This window comes from Virgibacillus necropolis (assembly GCF_002224365.1).
Lineage (GTDB): Bacteria > Bacillota > Bacilli > Bacillales > Amphibacillaceae > Virgibacillus_F > Virgibacillus_F necropolis.
Genome location: NZ_CP022437.1, coordinates 2,777,766 through 2,799,653, shown reverse-complemented (window position 1 = coordinate 2,799,653; position 21,888 = coordinate 2,777,766). Strand labels below are relative to the sequence as shown.

At 35.6% G+C, this 21,888-nt stretch carries 25 protein-coding genes; 8 read left to right on the top strand and 17 right to left on the bottom strand.

Annotation, left to right across the window (positions count from 1 at the left end):
• The first annotated feature begins 54 nt into the window (after positions 1 to 54).
• The 3 genes from CFK40_RS13460 to CFK40_RS13450 are packed head-to-tail and all read left to right on the top strand — an operon-like array spanning position 55 to position 2,262.
• Positions 55 to 312, top strand: coding sequence for a cory-CC-star protein (locus CFK40_RS13460; protein ID WP_089532797.1), 258 nt, complete (start codon positions 55 to 57; stop codon positions 310 to 312).
• A 28-nt stretch (positions 313 to 340) separates the two neighbouring features.
• Positions 341 to 1,273, top strand: coding sequence for an ArsA family ATPase (locus tag CFK40_RS13455; protein ID WP_089532796.1), 933 nt, complete (start codon positions 341 to 343; stop codon positions 1,271 to 1,273).
• A 5-nt stretch (positions 1,274 to 1,278) separates the two neighbouring features.
• Positions 1,279 to 2,262 (top strand): zinc-binding dehydrogenase, encoded by a 984-nt coding sequence (locus CFK40_RS13450; protein WP_089532795.1) that lies wholly within the window; start codon positions 1,279 to 1,281, stop codon positions 2,260 to 2,262.
• A 45-nt stretch (positions 2,263 to 2,307) separates the two neighbouring features.
• Here the strand turns inward: CFK40_RS13450 and CFK40_RS21010 are convergent, their stop codons facing one another.
• From CFK40_RS21010 to CFK40_RS13390, 13 genes are all read right to left on the bottom strand, one after another.
• Positions 2,308 to 2,460, bottom strand: a complete 153-nt coding sequence (locus tag CFK40_RS21010; RefSeq protein ID WP_161493874.1) for a hypothetical protein — start codon at positions 2,458 to 2,460, stop codon at positions 2,308 to 2,310.
• 1 nt (position 2,461) lies between these two features.
• Positions 2,462 to 3,718 (bottom strand): Ger(x)C family spore germination protein, encoded by a 1,257-nt coding sequence (locus CFK40_RS13445; RefSeq protein ID WP_089532794.1) that lies wholly within the window; start codon positions 3,716 to 3,718, stop codon positions 2,462 to 2,464.
• The gene (locus CFK40_RS13440) at positions 3,705 to 4,802 is read right to left on the bottom strand and encodes a GerAB/ArcD/ProY family transporter (protein ID WP_089532793.1); all 1,098 of its coding nucleotides are present in this window, start codon (positions 4,800 to 4,802) and stop codon (positions 3,705 to 3,707) included. Before CFK40_RS13440 ends, CFK40_RS13445 begins: the two co-directional genes overlap by 14 nt.
• 11 nt (positions 4,803 to 4,813) lie before the next feature.
• Positions 4,814 to 6,343, bottom strand: coding sequence for a spore germination protein (locus CFK40_RS13435; RefSeq protein WP_227001777.1), 1,530 nt, complete (start codon positions 6,341 to 6,343; stop codon positions 4,814 to 4,816).
• A 176-nt stretch (positions 6,344 to 6,519) separates the two neighbouring features.
• Positions 6,520 to 7,209, bottom strand: a complete 690-nt coding sequence (locus tag CFK40_RS13430) for a thermonuclease family protein (RefSeq protein ID WP_227001776.1) — start codon at positions 7,207 to 7,209, stop codon at positions 6,520 to 6,522.
• A 63-nt stretch (positions 7,210 to 7,272) separates the two neighbouring features.
• The gene (locus tag CFK40_RS13425) at positions 7,273 to 8,130 is read right to left on the bottom strand and encodes a DUF421 domain-containing protein (protein WP_089532791.1); all 858 of its coding nucleotides are present in this window, start codon (positions 8,128 to 8,130) and stop codon (positions 7,273 to 7,275) included.
• 33 nt (positions 8,131 to 8,163) lie between these two features.
• Positions 8,164 to 8,367 (bottom strand): DUF1657 domain-containing protein, encoded by a 204-nt coding sequence (locus CFK40_RS13420; RefSeq protein WP_089532790.1) that lies wholly within the window; start codon positions 8,365 to 8,367, stop codon positions 8,164 to 8,166.
• Positions 8,368 to 8,385: 18 nt separating this feature from the next.
• On the bottom strand, positions 8,386 to 8,736 hold the full coding sequence (gene spoVAE / locus CFK40_RS13415; RefSeq protein ID WP_089532789.1) for a stage V sporulation protein AE: 351 nt from the start codon (positions 8,734 to 8,736) through the stop codon (positions 8,386 to 8,388).
• Positions 8,733 to 9,749: a stage V sporulation protein AD gene (spoVAD, locus tag CFK40_RS13410; protein WP_089532788.1), complete on the bottom strand. Its 1,017-nt coding sequence runs from the start codon at positions 9,747 to 9,749 to the stop codon at positions 8,733 to 8,735. Before spoVAD ends, spoVAE begins: the two co-directional genes overlap by 4 nt.
• Positions 9,750 to 10,229 (bottom strand): stage V sporulation protein AC, encoded by a 480-nt coding sequence (gene spoVAC / locus CFK40_RS13405; protein ID WP_089532787.1) that lies wholly within the window; start codon positions 10,227 to 10,229, stop codon positions 9,750 to 9,752.
• A 19-nt stretch (positions 10,230 to 10,248) separates the two neighbouring features.
• On the bottom strand, positions 10,249 to 10,707 hold the full coding sequence (locus CFK40_RS13400) for a YhcN/YlaJ family sporulation lipoprotein (protein ID WP_089532786.1): 459 nt from the start codon (positions 10,705 to 10,707) through the stop codon (positions 10,249 to 10,251).
• Between the two features lie 69 nt (positions 10,708 to 10,776).
• Positions 10,777 to 10,983: a DUF1657 domain-containing protein gene (locus CFK40_RS13395; protein ID WP_089532785.1), complete on the bottom strand. Its 207-nt coding sequence runs from the start codon at positions 10,981 to 10,983 to the stop codon at positions 10,777 to 10,779.
• A 393-nt stretch (positions 10,984 to 11,376) separates the two neighbouring features.
• Positions 11,377 to 12,081, bottom strand: coding sequence for a hypothetical protein (locus CFK40_RS13390; protein ID WP_089532784.1), 705 nt, complete (start codon positions 12,079 to 12,081; stop codon positions 11,377 to 11,379).
• A 266-nt stretch (positions 12,082 to 12,347) separates the two neighbouring features.
• Between CFK40_RS13390 and CFK40_RS13385 the strand changes: the two genes are divergently transcribed.
• The 5 genes from CFK40_RS13385 (at position 12,348) to CFK40_RS13370 (ending at position 17,905) form a co-directional block, all read left to right on the top strand.
• Positions 12,348 to 13,610: a molybdopterin molybdotransferase MoeA gene (locus CFK40_RS13385; RefSeq protein ID WP_089532783.1), complete on the top strand. Its 1,263-nt coding sequence runs from the start codon at positions 12,348 to 12,350 to the stop codon at positions 13,608 to 13,610.
• 125 nt (positions 13,611 to 13,735) lie between these two features.
• Positions 13,736 to 13,879: a hypothetical protein gene (locus CFK40_RS21005; protein ID WP_161493873.1), complete on the top strand. Its 144-nt coding sequence runs from the start codon at positions 13,736 to 13,738 to the stop codon at positions 13,877 to 13,879.
• A 74-nt stretch (positions 13,880 to 13,953) separates the two neighbouring features.
• On the top strand, positions 13,954 to 14,373 hold the full coding sequence (locus CFK40_RS13380) for a YwpF family protein (RefSeq protein ID WP_089532782.1): 420 nt from the start codon (positions 13,954 to 13,956) through the stop codon (positions 14,371 to 14,373).
• A gap of 179 nt (positions 14,374 to 14,552) precedes the next feature.
• On the top strand, positions 14,553 to 15,917 hold the full coding sequence (locus tag CFK40_RS13375) for a TrkH family potassium uptake protein (protein ID WP_089532781.1): 1,365 nt from the start codon (positions 14,553 to 14,555) through the stop codon (positions 15,915 to 15,917).
• Between the two features lie 29 nt (positions 15,918 to 15,946).
• The gene (locus tag CFK40_RS13370; RefSeq protein WP_161493872.1) at positions 15,947 to 17,905 is read left to right on the top strand and encodes an EAL domain-containing protein; all 1,959 of its coding nucleotides are present in this window, start codon (positions 15,947 to 15,949) and stop codon (positions 17,903 to 17,905) included.
• A 65-nt stretch (positions 17,906 to 17,970) separates the two neighbouring features.
• Here the strand turns inward: CFK40_RS13370 and CFK40_RS13365 are convergent, their stop codons facing one another.
• The 4 genes from CFK40_RS13365 to lepB all read right to left on the bottom strand — a co-directional run bounded on the left by CFK40_RS13365 (position 17,971) and on the right by lepB (position 21,881).
• Positions 17,971 to 18,108, bottom strand: a complete 138-nt coding sequence (locus CFK40_RS13365; RefSeq protein ID WP_089532779.1) for a YjcZ family sporulation protein — start codon at positions 18,106 to 18,108, stop codon at positions 17,971 to 17,973.
• Positions 18,109 to 18,500: 392 nt separating this feature from the next.
• A complete protein-coding gene (locus CFK40_RS13360) occupies positions 18,501 to 19,640 on the bottom strand; it encodes a S1C family serine protease (protein WP_227001775.1) in 1,140 nt (379 codons plus the stop codon).
• 28 nt (positions 19,641 to 19,668) lie between these two features.
• Positions 19,669 to 20,841, bottom strand: coding sequence for a zinc ribbon domain-containing protein (locus CFK40_RS13355; RefSeq protein WP_227001774.1), 1,173 nt, complete (start codon positions 20,839 to 20,841; stop codon positions 19,669 to 19,671).
• A 506-nt stretch (positions 20,842 to 21,347) separates the two neighbouring features.
• A complete protein-coding gene (lepB, locus tag CFK40_RS13350) occupies positions 21,348 to 21,881 on the bottom strand; it encodes a signal peptidase I (RefSeq protein ID WP_405196549.1) in 534 nt (177 codons plus the stop codon).
• Positions 21,882 to 21,888 lie beyond the last annotated feature (7 nt).

Sequence of the window (21,888 nt, the reverse complement as noted above, 5' to 3'; positions counted from 1 at the left end):
TACGGTAAAGCGATAAAGAGATGGGGGACTGTCCCCATTAACGGTGGTGACTGCATGTTAGATCATCTAAAAAAACTAGTAGACTTTTATGAAGAAGTATTAAGTATGCCGCATCGAACAGAAATTGCACGAGAACTTCGTGATCAAGATGATTTATTTTTATTGTTACTATACTCAGAGATGATCGGTATACCGAATCCTGTTTATTATTATACACTTGAACTTTATCCTTATATGATCGAACAATTTCATGATTGGCATCTACGAATGGGGATGGAAAAATCACCATTGTCTGGCATTCGTTGTTGCTAAATCCTTGTGAAAAAAGAAGGTGCATATGATGCAAGAGTTACAGAATAAGATAGTATTTGTTGGGGGAAAAGGTGGTGTAGGAAAGTCAACATCAGCCGCAGCACTTTCTTGGCAAGCAGCTGAAAAGGGTTCCAAAACGTTGCTCGTTTCAACCGATCCCGCCCATAATCTTGGAGATATTTTTAATCAAAAAATTGGTGGTAAAATAACGAATATTTCCACTAATCTTGCTGCCCTTGAGATAGATCCTGAAATTGAAACAACGAACTATATTAAAGGTGTTAAAGAAAATATAAAAGGGATTGTTCATTCAGGTATGACGGAAGAGGTGCATCGGCAGCTAGATACTGCGAAGGCTTCACCTGGCGCTGATGAAGCAGCTTTATTTGATAAACTGATATCGATTATTTTAGAGGAAAGTGAACACTATGATTCAATCATTTTTGATACAGCACCAACCGGGCACACCATTCGACTATTATCTCTGCCAGAACTGATGGGAGTTTGGATTGAAGGATTGCTACAAAAACGACAAAAAACAAATGAAAACTATACACAATTGTTAAACGATGGCGAGCCAATTGAGGATCCAATCTATGAGGTGTTAAAGAAACGTCAGAAACGATTTTCGGCGGCTAGAAAAATTTTACTAGACCCTAATCAGACAAGCTTTGTATTCGTATTAAATCCAGAACGACTACCTATTTTGGAAACGAAAAAAGCACTTAGTTTGCTGGATGATTATCATTTGCATGTGAAGACATTACTCGTAAATAAAATACTTCCAGAAAATCCAGAAGGCGAATTCCTTGGAAAAAGGAAGGAACATGAGAGACAATATATAACAATGATTGAAGAAACATTTACTAAACAGGAATTAGTTTATATTCCTTTATTTTCAAACGATATTACAGATAAGCAACAGCTAGAAAACTTTAGTGAATATTTTCGGAAAGGATGATTGTGTTGAAAGCATTTGTACATGAAAATGGGAACTTGGAAGTAAAGAATATTGCTGAACCTAACTTGAATGATGATGAGGTACTTGTATGTATTCGTACTGCAGGATTAAACCGGCGAGACGTTGGGATTCCAAAACGACGGGGAAAAGAAGGGGAAACGCTTGTTTTAGGGTCTGATGGAGCAGGAGTAATAGAGAAAGTAGGAGCGGATGTTACGGCATTTTCGGTAGGGGATGAAGTGATAATTAATCCTTCTCTTTGCTGGGATGAAAAAAGTGATGCACCGCCAAAAGACTTTGATATTTTAGGGATGCCAGATCATGGTACCTTTGCTGAAAAAATTGCTATATCAGCTGAACAAGTAGAAAAAAAGCCAGCCCATCTGTCCTGGGATCAGGCTGGAGTTCTTGCATTGTCAGCTTTAACAGGATATCGGGCTTTATTTACGAAAGGTGAATTAAAAGAAGGGGATACGGTATTTATTCCTGGTGCCGGAAGTGGTGTGGCATCATATCTGATTATGTTTGCAAAAAGCGTAGGAGCAAAGGTGATTGTTACATCTCGCAGTGAAGAAAAACGCGCAAAAGCCATTGCTTTAGGGGCAGATATCGCACTTGATACAACAAGTGATTGGAAAGCGGAATTAGCGAATGAAACAGTAGACTTAGTAATTGAAAGTGTCGGCAGGGCCACATTTAACCGTTCATTAAAGGTATTGAAAAAGGGTGGACGTATAGTAGTATTCGGTGCCACAACGGAGGATACAGTTGATTTAAACCTACGTGAATTTTTCTATGGACAGTATCAGCTTTTCGGTACAACGATGGGTAGTAGGGAGGAGCTACGAGACATGCTTCTGTTTGTTGAAAATCACAAGCTTGCTTCGATAGTGGATACAACATTTGAACTGAATCACGCAAAAGAAGCATTTTATTACCTAAAAGAAGGCAATCAATTTGGTAAAGTAGGCATTAAAATAAGTGAGTGATAGAACAATTGGCCCCCTACAATTTGTAGAGGGCCAATTGTTCCTTCAAAGTACAGTGAAAAAGGGGGCAATCACAATTGCTACAGCAACTAATGCTACAGCACAAGAACCAACTTTGCTTTCTTTCCAAAGCTTTATGGAAAACCCCATTGTGTATAAAAATACGATAGTGATCATGATCCAAACAAATAATGTCATGTTAATCCCTTATTTCCTTTTCATTTGGTAATTCACTTTGACGGCCGAATTGACCGAACGTAACGTTTATTTTTATATTGACCTTCATATCAGGATAGGATTTCATCCAGTCAAATTCTTCATAAGCAGGTATTGTTAAAAACTTTTTTCTTGCTACTAATGACCAACCGAATGGTTCTGCTTTAAATTCCTCTTGAGTCTTTCTAACAAGATTCTCGATCTTTGTTCTTATTTCCTTTTCGATGGATTTTTTTAATTTCTTTCTTTTTGATATGTCTTTCTCATAGTCCACCATACTATGAGCTGATAACACTTCAATTTCAATAGGAATTGTAACATCAATTGTTGGTGTTCGAGCCGTTAAATCCATTTCAACTTTATTACGCTTTGTTTTATTAACTCTTGTTGCCACACGATAATTTTCATTAAAGGGGTCTGTATAGGTAGTCAAAACGTCAGTAGCGTTTAATTCGTCGTTCAACATAATGGTTGTACGGGTTTCGTCTGCTGTAAGTTTTCCAATCATTATTCCTTCTTTAAAAACGGCTGAACCAGCGAAATTTGTTGTATTTGTTTGCCCCGAATAGCGAAATTCACCAGCAGTAAAATTATCATTATCACGCTTTTGATTCTCATCATCATTTTGTTTAGTTGTACCATACATGGCCAAAAAAAGATCAGCATCTGCTTCTGTAATTCTAAAGTATTCAATCAACTCAGAACTTGGTAACATACCAGTTTCAACACCACGATCTAAAATCATATCGAAATATTTATGTGGCCTTGTTTCGAGTTTGGGTTCATTTTTTTTGAAAAACTCACTAGCATTCTCTTTGGTAACAACCAAATGTACATCACGTCTAATTTCTGGATCCTTGGTAGTGTCATACATCCATCTTATAAAATCTTTATCCTTAGCAAATTCTTGTGAGACAGTCAATACGGTCAGTAAATCGTAGGTGATTTCTTTTGAAATTACAACATTAGCCGCATTTCTGGATGTTGTGAGATCATCTGTAACAAAGCTTATTATTTCATGTGGAGGTTCTTTTGTACCACCACCCTGTATCTGTGAACCATATTCAGGATTTGCGATTAAGTAGGTAAGCTTAATTTGATTTTCGTCTTTAGCATTATCTAGTCCAATTGCAATCACATAAGCTCTTTCCTCGATTTGACTCTGGTTCCAGCATCCACTTAGTATAAGCGTTAAAATGAAAAGACAGCTAATTTTATATACAAGTTTATGTTTTTTCATTTTTGTAATCCCCCTTGAATTTGGCCAATATCCACAACATACAAGGTAGCCCGAAAAAAATAGGTGTTACTACAAATAACAAGTGATCTCTTAATTCTGAGAGTGCTATCGATTCATTTTCTAATATTAACCCGAGGAATAAAAATAGCGTAGCAAGTGAAGGGATCATATGTTCAAAATCTTTAATACGAAAAAGCCTTCCAAATAAGAGTCCATTTATGTATAGATAAACCGCAAATCGAATAAATGTAGCAATTAACCAAAATGGAAAAAAGAGTGTTTCCATATTTGCTAGAAATCCTATACTAATATAGCGAATTACCTCATGGTATGGATAATTCAACAAATGTGCAGTATTATAATCAAATAGGAGTACATATGCTAATATGGCTATTGTTAATTCAACAATTAATATCACAAACGCAATCCATGTACCTTTTGTAAAATCTTTTGTCTTTCGAATGTAGGGTGTTAGAAGACTCAAGTATAAGATATCGCCATAAATGGAAAGTCGTATTGAACTTTCTTTAATTACCTCCCATCCACCAGGACCAAGCACTGGGAATAGAAATGCAAAGTTACCTTCTATCATCGTTAAAATTAATGCGAAAAATAAAGAAGCTTTGATATATGGAAGTACGGCTTTTGCAACTGAGCCGATTTGTTCTAATCCGTGTTTCGCCGCGTAAACACATACACCTATTAAAATAGCGTAGATAACGATAGTTGGCGTTCTTGTAAAATACATTGTTCCGATGATATCAGTGTAAATGGCACTATCAATAACAATGGCAGCAGTGCCTACAATCCATAGAATAAATATAATGACAAACCCGATGTAGTTTCCAAAGAGATGAACAATAATTTCCAGTAAGCTTTTTTCCTTATAATACATCATTGTTTTTAGTAACAAATAAAGCGGGAGGATCGAAATGACACCACTAATAATTGGTGTCATCCATGCCGCATTATATAATGAACTATACAAAATTGCTGGTAAGTCATCTGCTAGCTTTGTACCAATTGTTAACAATACGATGGCTATATATTCTCTTATACCAATTTTTCCGCTGGTTTGCTCCATAGTTAATTCTCCTATTTCTTTTTCATGTCTTTAGGCTTTAAATAGCTCGGGCGGAATATTTCGTTTTTCAGCATCCTTCTAAAAATGGTATCACCAGATGAAAGATATTTAGGTGTTAATGGAGACAGATATGGAACACCAAAAGACTTAATGGAAACCATATAAAATATACCTACTACAAATAAAGCGGTAATGCCATATATTCCAAATGCACCGGCGGCTAGGATAAAAGCAAAACGGCATATTCTAATAGTAAAGTTCATACTGATATTACCTATCGCAAATGAACTTAATCCACCTAAGGCAACTACAATTACAACTATCGGGCTTACAATGTTTGCCTGAACGGCAGCTTGCCCTAGAATTAAGGCACCAACAATTCCAATTGTTGGCCCAATTGGGCCTGGAATCCGTAGTCCTGCTTCTCGGATTAATTCAAACGCGAGTTCCATAAATAGTACTTCCAATATGGCTCCAACGGGTACTTTTTCCCTTGTAGCAGCGATAGCAAGTAATAAATCAGGTGGTACCATTTCAGCATGGAAGTTTGTAACCGCAATATAAATGGAAGAGGTGAATAAGGCAATGAACATTGCCATCATTCGTATTAACCGTGTGACATTCCCATAAAAAAGGCGCACGTATCGATCTTCTGCTGTATGGTAAAATGACCAAAACGTAGCGGGTAATACAAGTGAAGCTGGTGAGTTATCCATGAGTAATACAATATAACCTTCTTCAAGAAAGGATGCCGCACGATCTGGTCGCTCCGTATTTAAGATAGTTGGAAAAATAGACTTTTGTCGTTCTTCAATGTGCTGTTCTAGTATCGCTAAGTTTTGGATAGAATCGATATCAATTTGATCTATTCGCTCCTTAACTGTTTGTAATAATTCATCATTAACCAAGTCTTTTACATAGACATAATAGACTTCATTGTTGGATCGCTTGGATACGGTAGTAGACTCTATAACCAAGTCCTCGCTTTTAATTTTTTTTCGAATTAACGAAATGTTCGTCATAACTTTTTCGTTAAACGCTTCTTTAGATCCAATTAAAGAAACCTCATTTTCTGCTTTTTCAATTCCTCTACCTTGGAAGTTGGCGGCGTTAATAATAAACGCTTGTTTTTCACCTTGAATGAAGAGTGCCACATTTCCTTTATTGATTTCCTTTAGAATATCCCGGATTTTTTTTGCCGTACTAACGGATTGAGCAGATATCAGATCATCAATTTTTCGTGAAGGTTCTTCATTAAGTAAAAGGGGATTAAGTATTTGTTTTTCAATCATGTCTGTATCAGAAATTGTATTAATGAAAACAAGTACAGCTTTTTTATTGATACCACCGATTTGTATATCTCGGAATTTAACATCACTGTTGTTCGGATAGGAATAGATGGATTTGAATGTACTTGTCGTATGATCAAGGTTAGATGTAATGTCCTTTTCCTTAATCGAAATGGCTTCTTCTGAGGATTGCTGGGTATATAATTTTTCTTTACTTGTGGTCATGTATTTTGTTATTAGATTTTTAAACAAAAAGCCACCCCCAAACGTATATTATTCACTTATGTTGTCACAATGGGAGGCAAATTATGTATGATGCATGTTTCAGGATAGAATTGAAGAATAATTTGGACGATACAGCGGGTGTAGAAACTAAATTAAATAAAAAACAGTAGTTTGGCCACTACTGTCTTTTTAAACATTCTCTTTTATAATCCTTCGCACACGAGACCGTCTCCTTCGCCGTCAAGGCGGTGTGAATCTTTTCCGGGTCCTCCAGCAGATTCAAAGAATGTTTGTGCTTCTTCTTGAGATGAAAAATCCCCACAATCACGGTCTGGATCAGTAATGTTATCGTTAGGTTTTTTTTCACTTTTTTCCGGGATCACTGGGATTGATTCTGCGTTAAAACCATCCGCTGTCACATAGCCATCAATACTCCAAATACCGATTTCTTTGTTTTTTGCTTCGGATTCTAATTCACGAAATTCTTCCACATATTTATCATTTGGAGGATAGACGTATGCGACTCTAGCCAAACCTTTTTCAAGTAGAAGCTCGTTTATCATTTGACCATCCTCGGTATAAACATATGCAATCAATCGATCATATTTATCCCTTTTTTCTGTTCCATATTCGATTTGAATTGGGTCAGAAGGGGAGAAGGATTTATTTATGAATTCACTTGCTTCAGGGCCAAATGGTTGAATCTCTTTATCGGGATGCTTCGTTTCTGGTGTATCCACCAATAACAATCGTATGTATTCATCTTTTCCATCTATAGCAGCGATTAGTGTATCGCCATCTACAGTTCTGACAAAGGTCGCTTCATGTTCATTAGGTGTACAGCCTAAAAGTAGTATTAGTAGTAGAAATGTGCCTAACCATCTTTTAAGCAAATAAAAACAGCTCCTTCCATGCAATAAACAAATTATACATGAAAGTAAGCTATTCTAAAAAGACTATTTTAAGTATGCCGATACGAGATCAATAGCCTGCTGCAACTTTTGACTATTCGTTTGATACAATTGTTTGGCTTTCTGATTCTCTGTAGCCAATGCGAAAAGTTCAAGATCAGCTTGGCATTTTTTTAGGTTAGCAAGAAGTAATGGTTTTTCTGAGGGAGCAGGGACTGCAATTTTGTCATCATATAAATCGACGGTAAGCTGTCCATCTGTATCCGCCTGTCCTAGAAAGACATTTTCAATACTAACATTTAATTTGTCTAGTTCTGTTTCTAACCAATTTGTATTTAACGAGAGATTTGCCAATGGTTCCATTAATGTTTTTCCATCCATTATTACCGTTTGTGGTTCTTTTTCCGTGGGAAGTTTCATCCCAAGAACCTTTGCGGTTATCGGTTGGTTTTCTTTTTTCTCCATCACATTTAAGCTGCCAGAGGGTTCAAGTACAGCGAACTCAACATCTGATGCCTTATAGATATTGTTGGAACGGAGCTTTTCGAGTAGCTCATCAGTGGTAAAACGTTCTTTCTTAAGGTTATCCTCCATAATTTTACCGTCTTGAATGAACACTGTACTACTACCTTGGACAAAGTTTCGGAATGATTTACTTTTCTCTGAGAGAAATTCAACGGCAAGTGGAATCAAAAACCATACTAACAATGCAGCAAGAGCATGAAAGAAGTTTGTTTCAGTATCTGCCGCATGCATCGCAACAATACTACCAATAACAATACCTGTTATATATTCAAAAATATTCATCTGTGATAGTTGCTTTTTGCCTAACCCTTTTGTAATAAAAAAAAGTACTACAAGTAAGATAAACGATCTTATGATGATAGTAACCCAATCTGGCATACCAAAAATCCTTTCTAAAATAGCCGAATTTCACTAGCTTTTATATTGTGGTTCCTCCTGGTCAAGATAAATAACCTGTTTCTGTAAGTCATTTTTCACCTCGTCTACAATCATCTTTGCTTCTTCATATACTTGCTTCGTTTGCTGGTCTTGTGCTTTATTCGCCAATAAAATTAATGTTGCTTCAGCGCTTTTTAACGAAGAAAAACAACTTTTCACCTGTGATCCAATAGTCATAAATGCTCGTCTCCTTACTTAACCTTTAGGTTTAAAAAATAGTGCACCAATAAAGCCAAATATAATCGCAGCTGATATACCTGAACTAGTAACCTGGAACATGCCTGTTACAACGCCTATTATACCGTGTTCTTCTGCTGCGGCCATCGCACCATGTACCAACGAGTTTCCGAAATTCGTAATCGGTACCGTTACGCCAGCACCAGCAAAATTTATTAGTGGTTCGTACAACCCGAAGCCATCTAGGATTGCTCCAGCGACAACAAGTATGCTCAAGGTATGTCCTGGTGTTAGTTTAAAAACATCAAACATAATTTGCCCAATCACACAAATAAGTCCACCTATAACAAATGCCCAGAAAAAAATCATATACTATCACTTCCTGTTTCAATAGAGACTGCGTGCGCTATACAGGGGATTGGATCCTTCTGCTGCACACTTAATGTAGAATGTAATGCACCTGTTGCAATTACAAGAATACGATTTAGTTCTCCGCGTTTCATTTTGTTTAAGAAATGGCCGTACGTGACAACAGATGAGCATCCGGCTCCACTTGCCCCAGCTAGAACAGGTTGCCCTTCTCGGTAGATGGTCAATCCACAGTCTACATACTGATCTTCTGAAATAGAGATACCTTGTTTTTTAAGGAGATCTAATGAAACCTCTCGCCCGACATGACCAAGGTCGCCAGTTATGATTAAATCGTAGTAGGAAGGATCAACATTCCGTTCTCTTAAATGGGTTTCTAATGTATCCACTGCAGCAGGGGCCATCGCACCACCCATATTAAACGGATCGGCCATTCCCATGTCTACTACTTTTCCAATCGTTGCGGAAGTTATTACTGGACCTTTTCCTTCCTTAGCAACTAATGCGCAACCAGCCCCAGTTACCGTCCATTGGGCGGTAGGTGGCTTTTGGCCACCATATTCTGTAGGATAACGAAACTGTTTTTCTGTTGCTGCATTGTGACTTGCACTACCACTTAATATATAATTGGCCCCTTGTCCATTTATCAAAAAGGCAGATAATGCAAGACTTTCCATTGAAGTAGCACAAGCACTAAATAGACCGAAATAGGGTACATCTAACGCTTTTGCAGCAAAGCTTGTCGGTGTAATTTGATTTATCAAATCGCCACTGATAAAAAACTCGACCTGCTCTTTTTGAATTGAACTATTTTTAATGGCAAACTGACAAGCCTCTTCTAACATAGTTTGTTGCGCTTTCTCAAAGGAAGCTTGTTTAAGCCACATATCATCATGGAGTAAATCGAAATCATTCGGAATACTCCCATTTGCCTCAAATGGACCTCCGATAGTACCAGTGGAAATAATGACGGGTTTATTTTCAAAGACCCAAGTTCGATGACCGAGTAACATCTATAATCCCCCCCATTGAATTAGAATCGTTTTAATTAGTGCAACGACAAATGCTGAAAATACACCAAATAAAACGACAGATCCTGCTAGTTTGAACATATTGGAACCAACACCCAGTACAAATCCTTCTGTACGATGCTCAATACATGCAGAAATAACAGCATTACCAAATCCGGTTACTGGAACAGCTGATCCAGCACCAGCAAATTGACCAATTCGATCATATACTCCAAAACCAGTTAAAAGCATGGTAATGAAAATTAATGTAGCAACTGTAGGATGTCCCGCTGTTTGATCGGTGAAATCAAAGAAATAAATATAAAACGTTGTAATTAACTGACCAATAAAACAGATTAATCCACCTACTAAGAAGGCTTTTATGCAATTTTTGACTATTGGCCTTTTAACCTCACGTTGTTGTTGAAAGGCTTGATATTCTTGTGCACTTGGAGGTAAGTTTTTCTTTTTTTTATCAGCCATTACGTGCCCACTCTTTCGTTTAAGTTTTATCGCGTGAAAGTTTAATTAGATGTTTCACTTCTTTTTTTAACTTTTTATTGCCAATTTCTTTTTGAGATACTCTATTTTCTAATTTGCTTAGTTCCATTACCAATTTTTGATCCGTTGAGACTTCCAGCTTAAAATCATCAAATTGTTTCTTGAGTTTCTTTTTTACTTTTGTTTCGAATTTAGCTAATTTTAAGCGATCATTGTGGTGTACTTTATAAGCAATTAACATTGTTTTATCCGTATTAACTGCATATATATTGGTTGTTTCATCGTATTTCTGCAACATTTTTTTTGCTTTTTTTGATGGGGATTGATCAGGTAATAAAGAGGTGCTTATCTTCGATGGTTCGGCTTTCGTTTGATCTTTTGGAGGTTCCGTATTTGAATTCGTATTACAAGCCACCAAGAAACATAGCACGATTAGAACAAACAACTTTTGTATTTTCAATTTATCTTCACCTACTTTGTTAGGATTATGTAGTAGGGGGTTGAAGATTATTCAACCCTTTTAATGTGTTTAAACGTTTTTATATTGTGGTTCTTCCTGTTCAATTTCCTGCATACGTGGTTCAATACTTTGCACTATGGCATCTGTTTGTTGTGCTGCACCCTCATATAATTGTTGAGCTTGTTTATTTTCTGTCTGTAAGGCAAATTGTTCAAAACTTGCTTGAGCACTTTTTAATCCAGCAATTGTTTGTTTAACTTGACTAGAAACTGTCATTTGAATTCCTCCTTTCGGTATCACTTATTAGAATTGTATTTTTTGTCGTTATTATGCTTTTTATTTATTTCCTTTTTATGTTAATCAAAATTCAAACAGAAAACTGAATTGTTTTATTCTTATATAAAACTCACCAATGTTTTACCTTCATAAATAGTGGCTTGGGAATGGAGGTGAATCGTGAAAAAATATAATTAATATTATCTATAGTCTCCATAAGTGTCATTGGCATTCTATTTTCTTGCACGTTTGGAATGGGTTTGGAAAAACTACTTTGTTGTAGCAGAAAGGTTCACCATGAATAGTGATTTTGTCGAGGAAGTAGAACTCATTGAAGAGCTAGTATTCGAATAAGAAAAAAAGCACTTGGCTAGGTGCTTTTTTATCTGCTTATTAATTTGTAGTTAGAGTAATTTCTTGTGTTGCACCACCTGATTCATTCCACTCGGCAAGAAGGTTGGAAGAAGGTTCATCTAGGGCAGGTATTGATATAGAAACAGTTTGGTTATCAATCCATTCTGAAGTAAGAATTGGCCAACGGTAGTCCAATAATTCCATCTCGTTTGTCGCGTTTCTCAATGGTAGGAGTTCCCATTCTAGAATGTTTATCACGACAAGATTACTTAATGTGGAATCAACACGATTAAATTGAAGAAGTATTTTCGTGCTATCTGGTGATAGCGTTATTTTACTTGACTGCGCTAGATCTGCTACAAGATATGCTTGATTTCCTTCATTTTTATTAAGCAATAAATAGGAACATGACTCATTTACGCATGAGAATTTAAGTAGGTATAGGTGACCATTGTCATACGGAACTGGTCTAAGATGCATGGATTCCACTGCTTTGGCGCGATCTTTTGCTGCGCTTAAGTATGCATTTAAAATAGGAACCATTTCTAAATTTATCATTACTTTTTCCTCTGGAAGGATAAATTCAACCATTTCATCCACTTCATCCTTGCTCGATTGCTCAACTAGTTCGGGGTTCTCTTTTGTAGTTGGTGCTACATTTTTCTTTTTTACAATCACTTGCTCTTCATTTTGACAGGCTATTAATAGTAGTAGTAACCCGAATAATAAAATACATTTTTTCATGAACGCTCTCCTACTTAACTAATTATTAGAATATAATTAATTATACATTAGTAATCAATAGAAAAAAGGCTATATTTACAAAAAAAGATCGCAATTAAGCGATGTTTTTAAACATTTTTGTTGTCATCATTTTCATTATGGCTATGATTGTAGTTATTAACTAATACCCTTCAATTTTTATTTTGGAGAATCAAATATTATTTAATAGAAAAATTTGTTAAACTAAGTGTATAGAAAAAATATAGTTGAAAAGGATTTTGATGAATATGGTAGTTATGCGGAAGCCTGTACCAGTGGAAGAAGCAGTAAACAACGTGATGGAGTATAGTAAAACAGGTGGATCAGAGTTCTTATCAATTGAAAGATGTGATGGGAGAAGGCTAGCGGAGCCAATTATCACAAAGCATCCAGTGCCACCGTTTGATAAATCACCCTATGATGGCTTTGCTTTTCATTCCAGAGATACCAAATATGCATCTACGACAGAACCCGTTGAGTTTGAGGTTGTTGAACATATAGGGGCTGGGAATGTTCCGAAGAAAAAGCTAACAATGAATCAGGCTACACGGATAATGACTGGTGCACAAATCCCGGATGGAGCGGATTGTGTTGCGATGTTTGAAATATGCAAGCAATTTGAACGAGACGGAAAACCTTATATTTCTTTAAAGCGCAAGATGCAGCAAGAAGAGAACGTGGTACATAAAGGTTCTGAAATTGACCAGGGTATTGAATTAGTTGCTAAAGGAACAGTCATTAATCCTGGAGTAAAAGCACTTTTAGCAACGTTCGGACATAAAAGTGTGCATGTAACGAACAAGCCTGTTGTTGGTATTTTTGCAACAGGAACAGAATTACTAGAGGTTGATGAGGAGCTTGAGCCAGGAAAGATACGAAATTCTAATGCATATATGGTCATGTCGCAAATAAAACGGGCTGGTGGTGAACCGCATTATTTCGGAAAACTTGTTGATGAATTTGAATCAAGCTACAAATCAATTAAAGATAAACTAGATAAAGTGGATTTCCTCATTACGACTGGTGGGGTATCTGTTGGTGACTTTGATTTAATGCCTGCAATCTATGAGAAATTACATGCGAAGGTTTTATTTAATAAAGTGGCAATGCGGCCAGGAAGCGTTACAACCGTTGCAACGGTAGGGGACAAACTTTTATTTGGCTTATCTGGAAATCCCTCTGCATGTTATGTTGGCTTCGAATTGTTCGTAAGACCACTATTACAACGGTTTTTATTCAATGAAACGCCATTTTTAAAAAGAACAAAGGCCCGATTGGCTGAGGACTTTCCTAAGCCTAACCCCTTTACTCGGTTTGTGCGTGGAATAATTTTTATTGAAAATGGACAGGTATTTGTTCGTTTAGCAGGGATAGATAAATCTAACGTGGTAACATCACTTGCCTCTACAAATGGTTTCATGGTTCTTCCTGGAGGGACTAGAGGGTTTACAAAAGGTTCACAAGTCGATGTATTGTGGCTTGATGAAAATCAAGGCCAAGACACCTTTTAAAAGAAGCTGATTTTATAGGTGCTGGAAATCACATTAATTAATCAATTCGACAGGATTAGGGTGTTAGTTTCCGGTATAGTGAATTTATGGATGTTGGAAACCAAAATCGATAGGATGCAAATAATGTGATTTCAAAAAGACAAATTATTGATATAATCAAAGAAGGATTACCATTTTTGACGAGGAAGCATCTAGAGGGGATAAAAGATAACTTAATCTTCATCTGGTGTATACGAACTGATCGCTATTCTGATGAGCGGCTGGAATAGAAAATCAAGTCGTACAAAAATTGAAATGAGCTATATAGGCAGATAAAGAATGTGATATGACAGGAGATGGATAAATGAAAACATTTAAATTAAGTTCTTTAGAAATTGTAGAAAATGATGATCATGACATTATCCTGCATGAAATTCCGTTACTGGATGGTCTTGTAATAAATCGGGAGGATGAGCAGGATCGCTGGGTTATAGAAGCCTTTATGGAGAAAGATAATTTTGAAGTTTTTCATAATCTCAAAGAAGAGGGCGACACCGTTGTGCTCCAAGTAAAGATTACGAAAGAAACGAATACGCCAGCATCGTTTATTACTTCTATTTTGTCAATCAACGAAATTGGTGACCGAATAAATGTCATATTTATGGGGACCATCGTTGACCAACGAAAAGGCATTGTTAAAGAAATGTTAAAGAAGCTAATTGAAGAGGGGTATCAAGGTGAATCGCTATACAGGAAGTTTAAAGAATTGATTGAACAGGGTTAGTAGACAGTCTACTAACCCTGTTATATTGTCCGAAATTTGGTTTAAATTTACTATGAATAACGATTTATAGAAATAATTGTCGATTATGCGAGCAAATCCTTTATATGCCTGCTATAATGAGTTTAAGTTTTTGATCAATCCTACCGATATAATCAATGAAGATAATAAGGAGCCGCTTTATGTTCTTAAATATAGTTAAATTTGGATGGTTAAACAAACTATCACCAGTGCAGTTAATCCTGCTTTTCTATTGTGTGGCAATAGTTGTATCAACTGTTATTCTGGCACTGCCTTTTGCACATGAAGAAGGCGTAGATGCATCATTTATCGACTTGTTATTTATTGCAGTAAGTGCAATTAGTGTTACAGGATTAACACCAATAAGTATATCTGAAACATTTAATACGTCAGGTTATTTTTTGTTAGCATTTATTTTACAATTTGGTGCAGTTGGTGTCATGGCAATGGGTACCTTTATTTGGATAATACTAGGTAAAAAAATTGGTCTTAAAGAACGTCGCTTAATTATGACAGATCAAAACCAGACGTCATTTGCAGGCATGGTTCGATTAATCAAACAAATTATGCTTGTTGTTTTAACGATTGAATTAATTGGTTTTATTATTTTAGGTACATATTACATTCAGTATTTTCCTACCATAGGTGAAGCATATTTACATGGTTTTTTTGGTTCGATAAGTGCTACGACTAATGGTGGGTTTGATATAACCGGGAGCTCCTTAATCATGTTTAAGGATGATTATTTCGTACAATTTATTAACATGTTATTAATCATATTTGGAGCGATTGGTTTTCCGGTATTAATTGAAGTGAAAGAATATATGTTTGCGAAAGAAGCGGTTCGTAAAAGCTTACGTTTCTCATTATTTACGAAGGTTACAACATTTACGTTTTTTGCTTTAATCGTAGTGGGTGCCATAATTATAGGTCTCTTAGATTCTGGTAACTTTTTTGATGATAAGTCTTGGCATGAAATAGTATTCTATTCCTTGTTCCAATCAGTAACAACTAGAAGTGGTGGTTTAGCAACAATGGATGTTAGTCAATTAACTGAACAAAACCACTTATTTATGTCGTTTTTGATGTTTATTGGAGCATCACCAAGCAGTGCGGGTGGTGGAATACGAACAACAACCTTTGCATTAGTATTAATATTTATTTTCACATATGCTCGTGGGGGTGTAAGTATTCGAATATTTAAACGAGAGGTGCACCAAGAGGATTTATTAAAGGCGGTTACCGTATCATTGATGGCAATCGCATTTGTGTTCAGTTCCATTCTTGTCATTTCAATTGTTGAGCCATATTCTTTATCAGAAATATTATTTGAAGTCACCTCTGCGTTTGGTACGGTCGGATTGTCCCTTGGGATTACTAGTGAGTTAACGACACTAAGTAAATTTATTTTGATGATGTTAATGTTTATTGGACGAGTAGGGATCATTACATTCTTGTTCATGTTTAAAAATAATAAATCAAGCGGAAAATTTCATTATCCAAAAGAAAGAATGATAATTGGATAATGAAACGGAAGTCTTTGGAGGAGAATGACATGTCTAAAGAAAAAATAGAATTTCCGATCCATGATGGCGTTTTTATACATTTAAAAGATGCAATACTGTTTGTTGATGACCAAGGAACAATCATTAAAGGAAATAATGCAGCTTTTTCATTACTTGCCATTAGCGATAGAGATGATTTATCAATTTTTCATTATATGGACTTTGCATTATTGATGGAAGATAAAGAAAAGCATTTACTAATGGAACTAAAGAAAGAGGATGGGAAGTTAGTAGAGGTAAAGTCAGTTCGTATCGATGATTCCTTGTATTGCTTAATAATGAGTGATTTATCCATTCAAGATAAAACGGAAGAGGTAAAAACATACATCAAACAATTGACACACGACAGTGAAGAAGGAATGGTCATATACAACGAGGATAAAGTTCTAGATTGTGATCAAACCTTTGTTAATATGTTCGGATATGAAAAAGAAACTATTACAAAAATGAACCTTACTGAACTAGTTCGTGAGTATAAAGACTATGAATTAAATCAAGTCATGTATAAAGATTTTTCGGAATCAATGATTTATACAGGAATGAGGAAAAACGGTAGTACGTTTCACCTTGAAATGATTGAACAGCCTTATAATAATTTTGGAGCTATCATTCGTGTAGCTATCATTAAGGATATAACAGAACGAGTAGAAAATGAACGGCGAATAGAGTTTATGGCTTTTTATGATGAATTAACCGATCTGCCAAATCGGAACTTTTTTATGAAAGTTCTAAAGGAAGCTCTTACGGAGGCAAAAAAAGCGAATGAGATGCTAGCTGTTTATTTTATCGACTTGGATTATTTCAAGGAAATTAACGACACACTTGGCTATGAATTTGGTGATAAGTTATTAAAGGTTTGTGGGGAAAAGCTTAAGTCATTCCTACAAACTGATACATTTATTGCACGGACGAGCGGAGATGAATTCTTAATCTTACAAAAGCATACAAAAAATAAACATGATGCCATTAAACTTGCGGAAGAAGTAATCTCTGAATTTGAAAAACCAGTAAAAATAGATGGCTATGAGCTTTTTATTTCCATCAGTATTGGTATAAGCGTTTTTCCTCAAAATGGCTTAACCGAACATGATCTAATTAAGCATGCTGATTCCGCGATGTATGTGACTAAAGAACATCACCGAAGCAGTTATAAATTATTTGAACCATCCATTTCTGAGAACTTTAAAAATATGTTAACAATGGAAAGTGAACTAAGAAAAGCATTAGCACATGAACAATTTGAGCTACATTATCAGCCACAAAAAGATCTGGGGTCAGGTAAGATTGTCGGGATAGAGGCTTTACTTCGATGGAACCATCCTGTAAATGGTTATATTCCTCCAGATGAATTTATCTCACTTGCTGAAAAAACGGGACTGATTATTGATATTGGAGAATGGGTTTTAAAAGAGGCATGTAAACAAAATAAAGCATGGCAGGATAAGGGATATGAACCTGTAATTGTGGGTGTTAATTTATCTGCAAAGCAGTTTAACCAAAAAGGATTAGTAGAAAACATTGAAAGTATACTCGAACAAACAGGATTAGATGCAAGATACCTGGAACTTGAGATCACGGAGAGTATGGCGATGAGTAATGAAGATTACATTATTCATACAATGAAGCGGCTACGAAAATTAGGAGTATTGGTATCCATTGATGATTTCGGTACTGGTTATTCCTCATTAAGGTATTTAAGTATATTTCCTGTTACAAAATTAAAAATTGATAAGATGTTTATGGATGATAACCAGAAACAAAATCAAGCTATCGTGAAATCAATCATTCACATGTCCCATTCTTTAAATATGAAAGTTATAGCAGAAGGGGTAGAAACGATTGAACAGCTTTCTTTTTTAGAGAGTGAAAAATGTGATGAGGTACAGGGGTTTTATTTCAGCAAACCATTACCACCAGCACAATTAACTAAATTTTTCCAAGTGCAATAAAATTAAAAGCAAACACCAACTCAATAAAAGAAGTTGATGTTTGCTTTCTATATACTTTCTTAAAATTAGCAGTAAAAAGCTGTACCTACAATGATTAGAAGTATAAAAAGAACAACAATTAACGCGAATGAACTTCCGTTGTTATGATAAGCTCCTTGTACTTGGTTTCCATAACCACCACATCCACCATATCCATATGACATACTACTTCACCTCCTAGACGTTTACATTTATACTATATGTAAGTCGAATCGAAATGTATGGACGTTTTAATCATTTTTTACTAATAATTAGAGATAAAAGCACATTTTCTGGATATAGAGGAATTATAGAGGAAGTTCAAAAAGTCACCAAATGATAAATGGCGAATCTCTTCGTTACTCGGTTTTTCTGGTCCTCACGTATTAAGGGCATAGTGGAACTTCTACTAAAACCGTCCACGTCCTGTGGACAACGTAGAAGTCAGCACAAACACGCGCAAGTCCGGTCCTCAAAACTCTCGTGCCTCGACCTTCTTATTTTTAATTTGACGACTTTTTGAACACACACTTAAAGAAAAACGCTAACCAATAAATTATGGTTAGCGTTTTTTTCTTTACTTTTCAACTTTTGATATGTTTAGTATTTTTAACTGGTCATTTTCATATCCAACTATAAAGTTGTATGTAGCAGTTGCTTTAGATACTTTTTCTTCATTTGGTTGTTTAATTGAATAATCCACTTTTACAGTTGTTTCCACCTGATTGTTATCAGTTAAGGTCGTTGTAAAATCATTAAAGTTTAAGTTTATGACATGTATATATTGTTCTCTAAAAGCAGAGTAGGAGTTTTGCCCCTGCATCTCACTCCCCAAAATGGTATAGGCACTTATGTAATCTCGAATTAAAATGCTATCCAGAAAATAATTAATTAAATACTCTGCATCTTCTTTGAATGCATCTTCATTAATATTGTTTATGATTTTTGACGAGGTTGAAAAGTCTAAGTTATCCGTTTGTGCCTCATTAGACCATCGCTCGATTTGATCGATTACATTAGCTAGCGGAATACTAAACCCAATCGTTCCGTCTTTAGTACCCACTGAATTTATGCCAATAACTTTACCAGTTGTTCGGTCTATCAGCGGACCACCACTATTACCATGTGTTATTTGAGCAGAAATTTGATAAACGTTTTCATAATCATATCCATCGACAGAGAAGTTGCGTTCGGTACCAGATATTATGCCAAGTGTTACGGTGTTTTGAAAACCATGAGGACTTCCTAGTGCTATTACCTCATCGCCAATATCTGCTTTAATTTCTTTCTCAATTTGAATGGGGGATTGATTAGCCATTTGTGGAACCCGTATTACGGCAATATCTGTTTCTTCACTAATGCCGACAATGGCAGCAGGATAAACGCGTGCATTTGATGTTCGTACATTAATGACATCGGCATCTTTTACAACATGTGCATTTGTAATAATATCTCCCTTTTCATTATACAAAAAACCTGAACCAGTAATTTTAGTATCTCCATTTTCACCTTCAATCTGCATTACGTTTTTTTCGGCTTTATGAATGATTGATTTAAGGTTTAATGTTTGAGGTGAATTATTGATTTTATTTATTCCCGAATTACTGACGGATGCCTCGGTAGCATACCATTGGTTATACATTGCAAAAATACTAATTCCACCAATAATAACAATGAATACCGTAATAGCAGTTGGTATATATTTATTCCTTTTCAACGAAAGTTCACCCCAATTAGTATGCGTATTATTTATCTGTATACCATTTAGTTTTAGTTACCTCTACTTTTAGTTCCTTCGCTTTATTCGTTATATCGAAGTGGGTAAATTCAAATTCACCGGCCTCATTTGGATAAAGTGTATCTGGGAATACATAGACCTCATTTGATTTGAATTTTTCGCCTTCCTTTGTTAGTAGGTCATACTCAACTAGGATGGTATTGATTGGTATCGTTGCAATACTTTTTACTTCACCTTTAACAACGAGCTTTCCTTGTTCGTCATTAAGAAGTTTGACATCCACTAGTTCGACAGCATCATTTTTGTTTTGTTTTCGTTCTTTTTCAGCAGTACTAATAGCTGATTCAATACGGCGTTGTTGAGCAGTTTCAAATGCAATTTTTTCATTATCTATTGCTGTTTGCAGGCTTTTTAGTTTTTTAGAATCTGGAGCATAGATTAAACCATCATTAACGAGAGTTTGCGCATCAGAAAAATGGTGTTTATTAAGCTGTTCACTTGCTTTGGAGTAAGTATAGTCTATTATTTGATTCCGTATATTACTTGTAATTTTTTCAGCTTCATTACTTTTAATGGATTCTGCTTCCCAAAGTAAAACTTTTAATTCATCATTAGTAGGTTTTTTCTGTAATTGACTTTTTAATTGCTCAATTTTAATAGTGTTTCGTGTCAAAACGATTTCATTAACTAGTTTTTTCACTACGGATCCATTGTAATTTTTTAAGGATGATTCCGTTTCAACAATACCGTTAAGCGCTTCTTGATATTCTAACTTTGCGAGTTCTTTTGCTGCGTTATCAAGTTTAGACTGAATGATAATTGCTATATCCATAAATTCAATTGCATTTGAGGCTTGAGGAAAATTTTCTTTTTGCTCTAACGCCTGCTCAAAAAGGTCCTTGGCCTTCTCAAAATTCCCTTTTTGGGCGTTCTTCTCACCATCGGAATATAACTCTTTTGCTTGTGCAGTTTGATTTTCCAAAAATAAATAAAAAACACCAATGGATAGGGCTAATAAAAAAAGGATTGCTAAGGGAAGAAACCAAAATTTTTTCGATCCTTTTGAGAGATGCAATCGATTATGTATATCTTCTGGTAATCGTTTTCCACATTTTATACAATAGGATTCATTATCTTGTACTTTAGTACCACAATAAGGACAGTGAAACAAAACTGTCACCTCTTTCGTCTATGGTGTTGAGATGTAGCGTTTTAAAGTTTAATGATGGGGGAGATAGCGACAATTTTGGATAATAATAGCTGCTCTCCAAAATTTCTACAACAATATCTCCCATTCGATTTCAATCGATGCTAATCGCCCTGTTTTTCTTTTTCATTTTAACATATTTTTGCTTTATTTAGGGTTGGGAAATTGGTATGATAGTAGAGAAGCATTACATTAGTTGTCTACTTTAGTACATAATACACTTGTATAGTTAAATACGTAGATACATCAAGCTGAGGAGGTGCATGACTGCAATGGAAATAGCATTAGGTGTGATTTGTTTTGCAATTCTTGCTCTAAACATTGGATACTGTATTTTAGATAATGAAAAGTAATAAAAAAAGATTAAGGAAATCATGCTTGCACGGAAGTGTTCCCGCAATGGGGAGATTGGTGGCACACTGAGCGCTGAATTAGACATAACAAAGGGCCAGACAATTGTTCCAGTCTGCCCCTAGTATTTATTTAATCATGGTCCATTCATCAAATGGGTATATGACGAGTTCAGATCTCCCTACAATGTCATCGGCATTAATAAACCCTAATCCATTTCTACTGTCCTTACTGATAGCTCTGTTATCTCCCATAACGAAATAGCTATCTTCTGGAACCTCTATTGGACCAAAATTTCCTGTGTGATTTAAAGCTTCCTCACTTATAAACGTTTCTTCATACTTTTCGCCATTAATGTATAATTGATGATCTTGAAATTTCACTGTTTCCCCAGGCAAACCAATTACTCGTTTCACATAATTTTTAATTGGGCGTTTGATGATAACAACATCACCACGTTCTGGCTCGTCAACTAGATAAATAAATTTGTTGAAAATTACACGTTCTCCATCTTCGAGAGTAGGAATCATGCTCTCACCCTCAACGATTGAGGTTGCGAAAACGAATGTACGCAGAAAAAATGCTAATAATATTGCTATAAATATTGCCTTTCCCCACTCTAACCATTCATTTTTCTTTTTATGCTTAACCAACTTGGACATCCTTTCC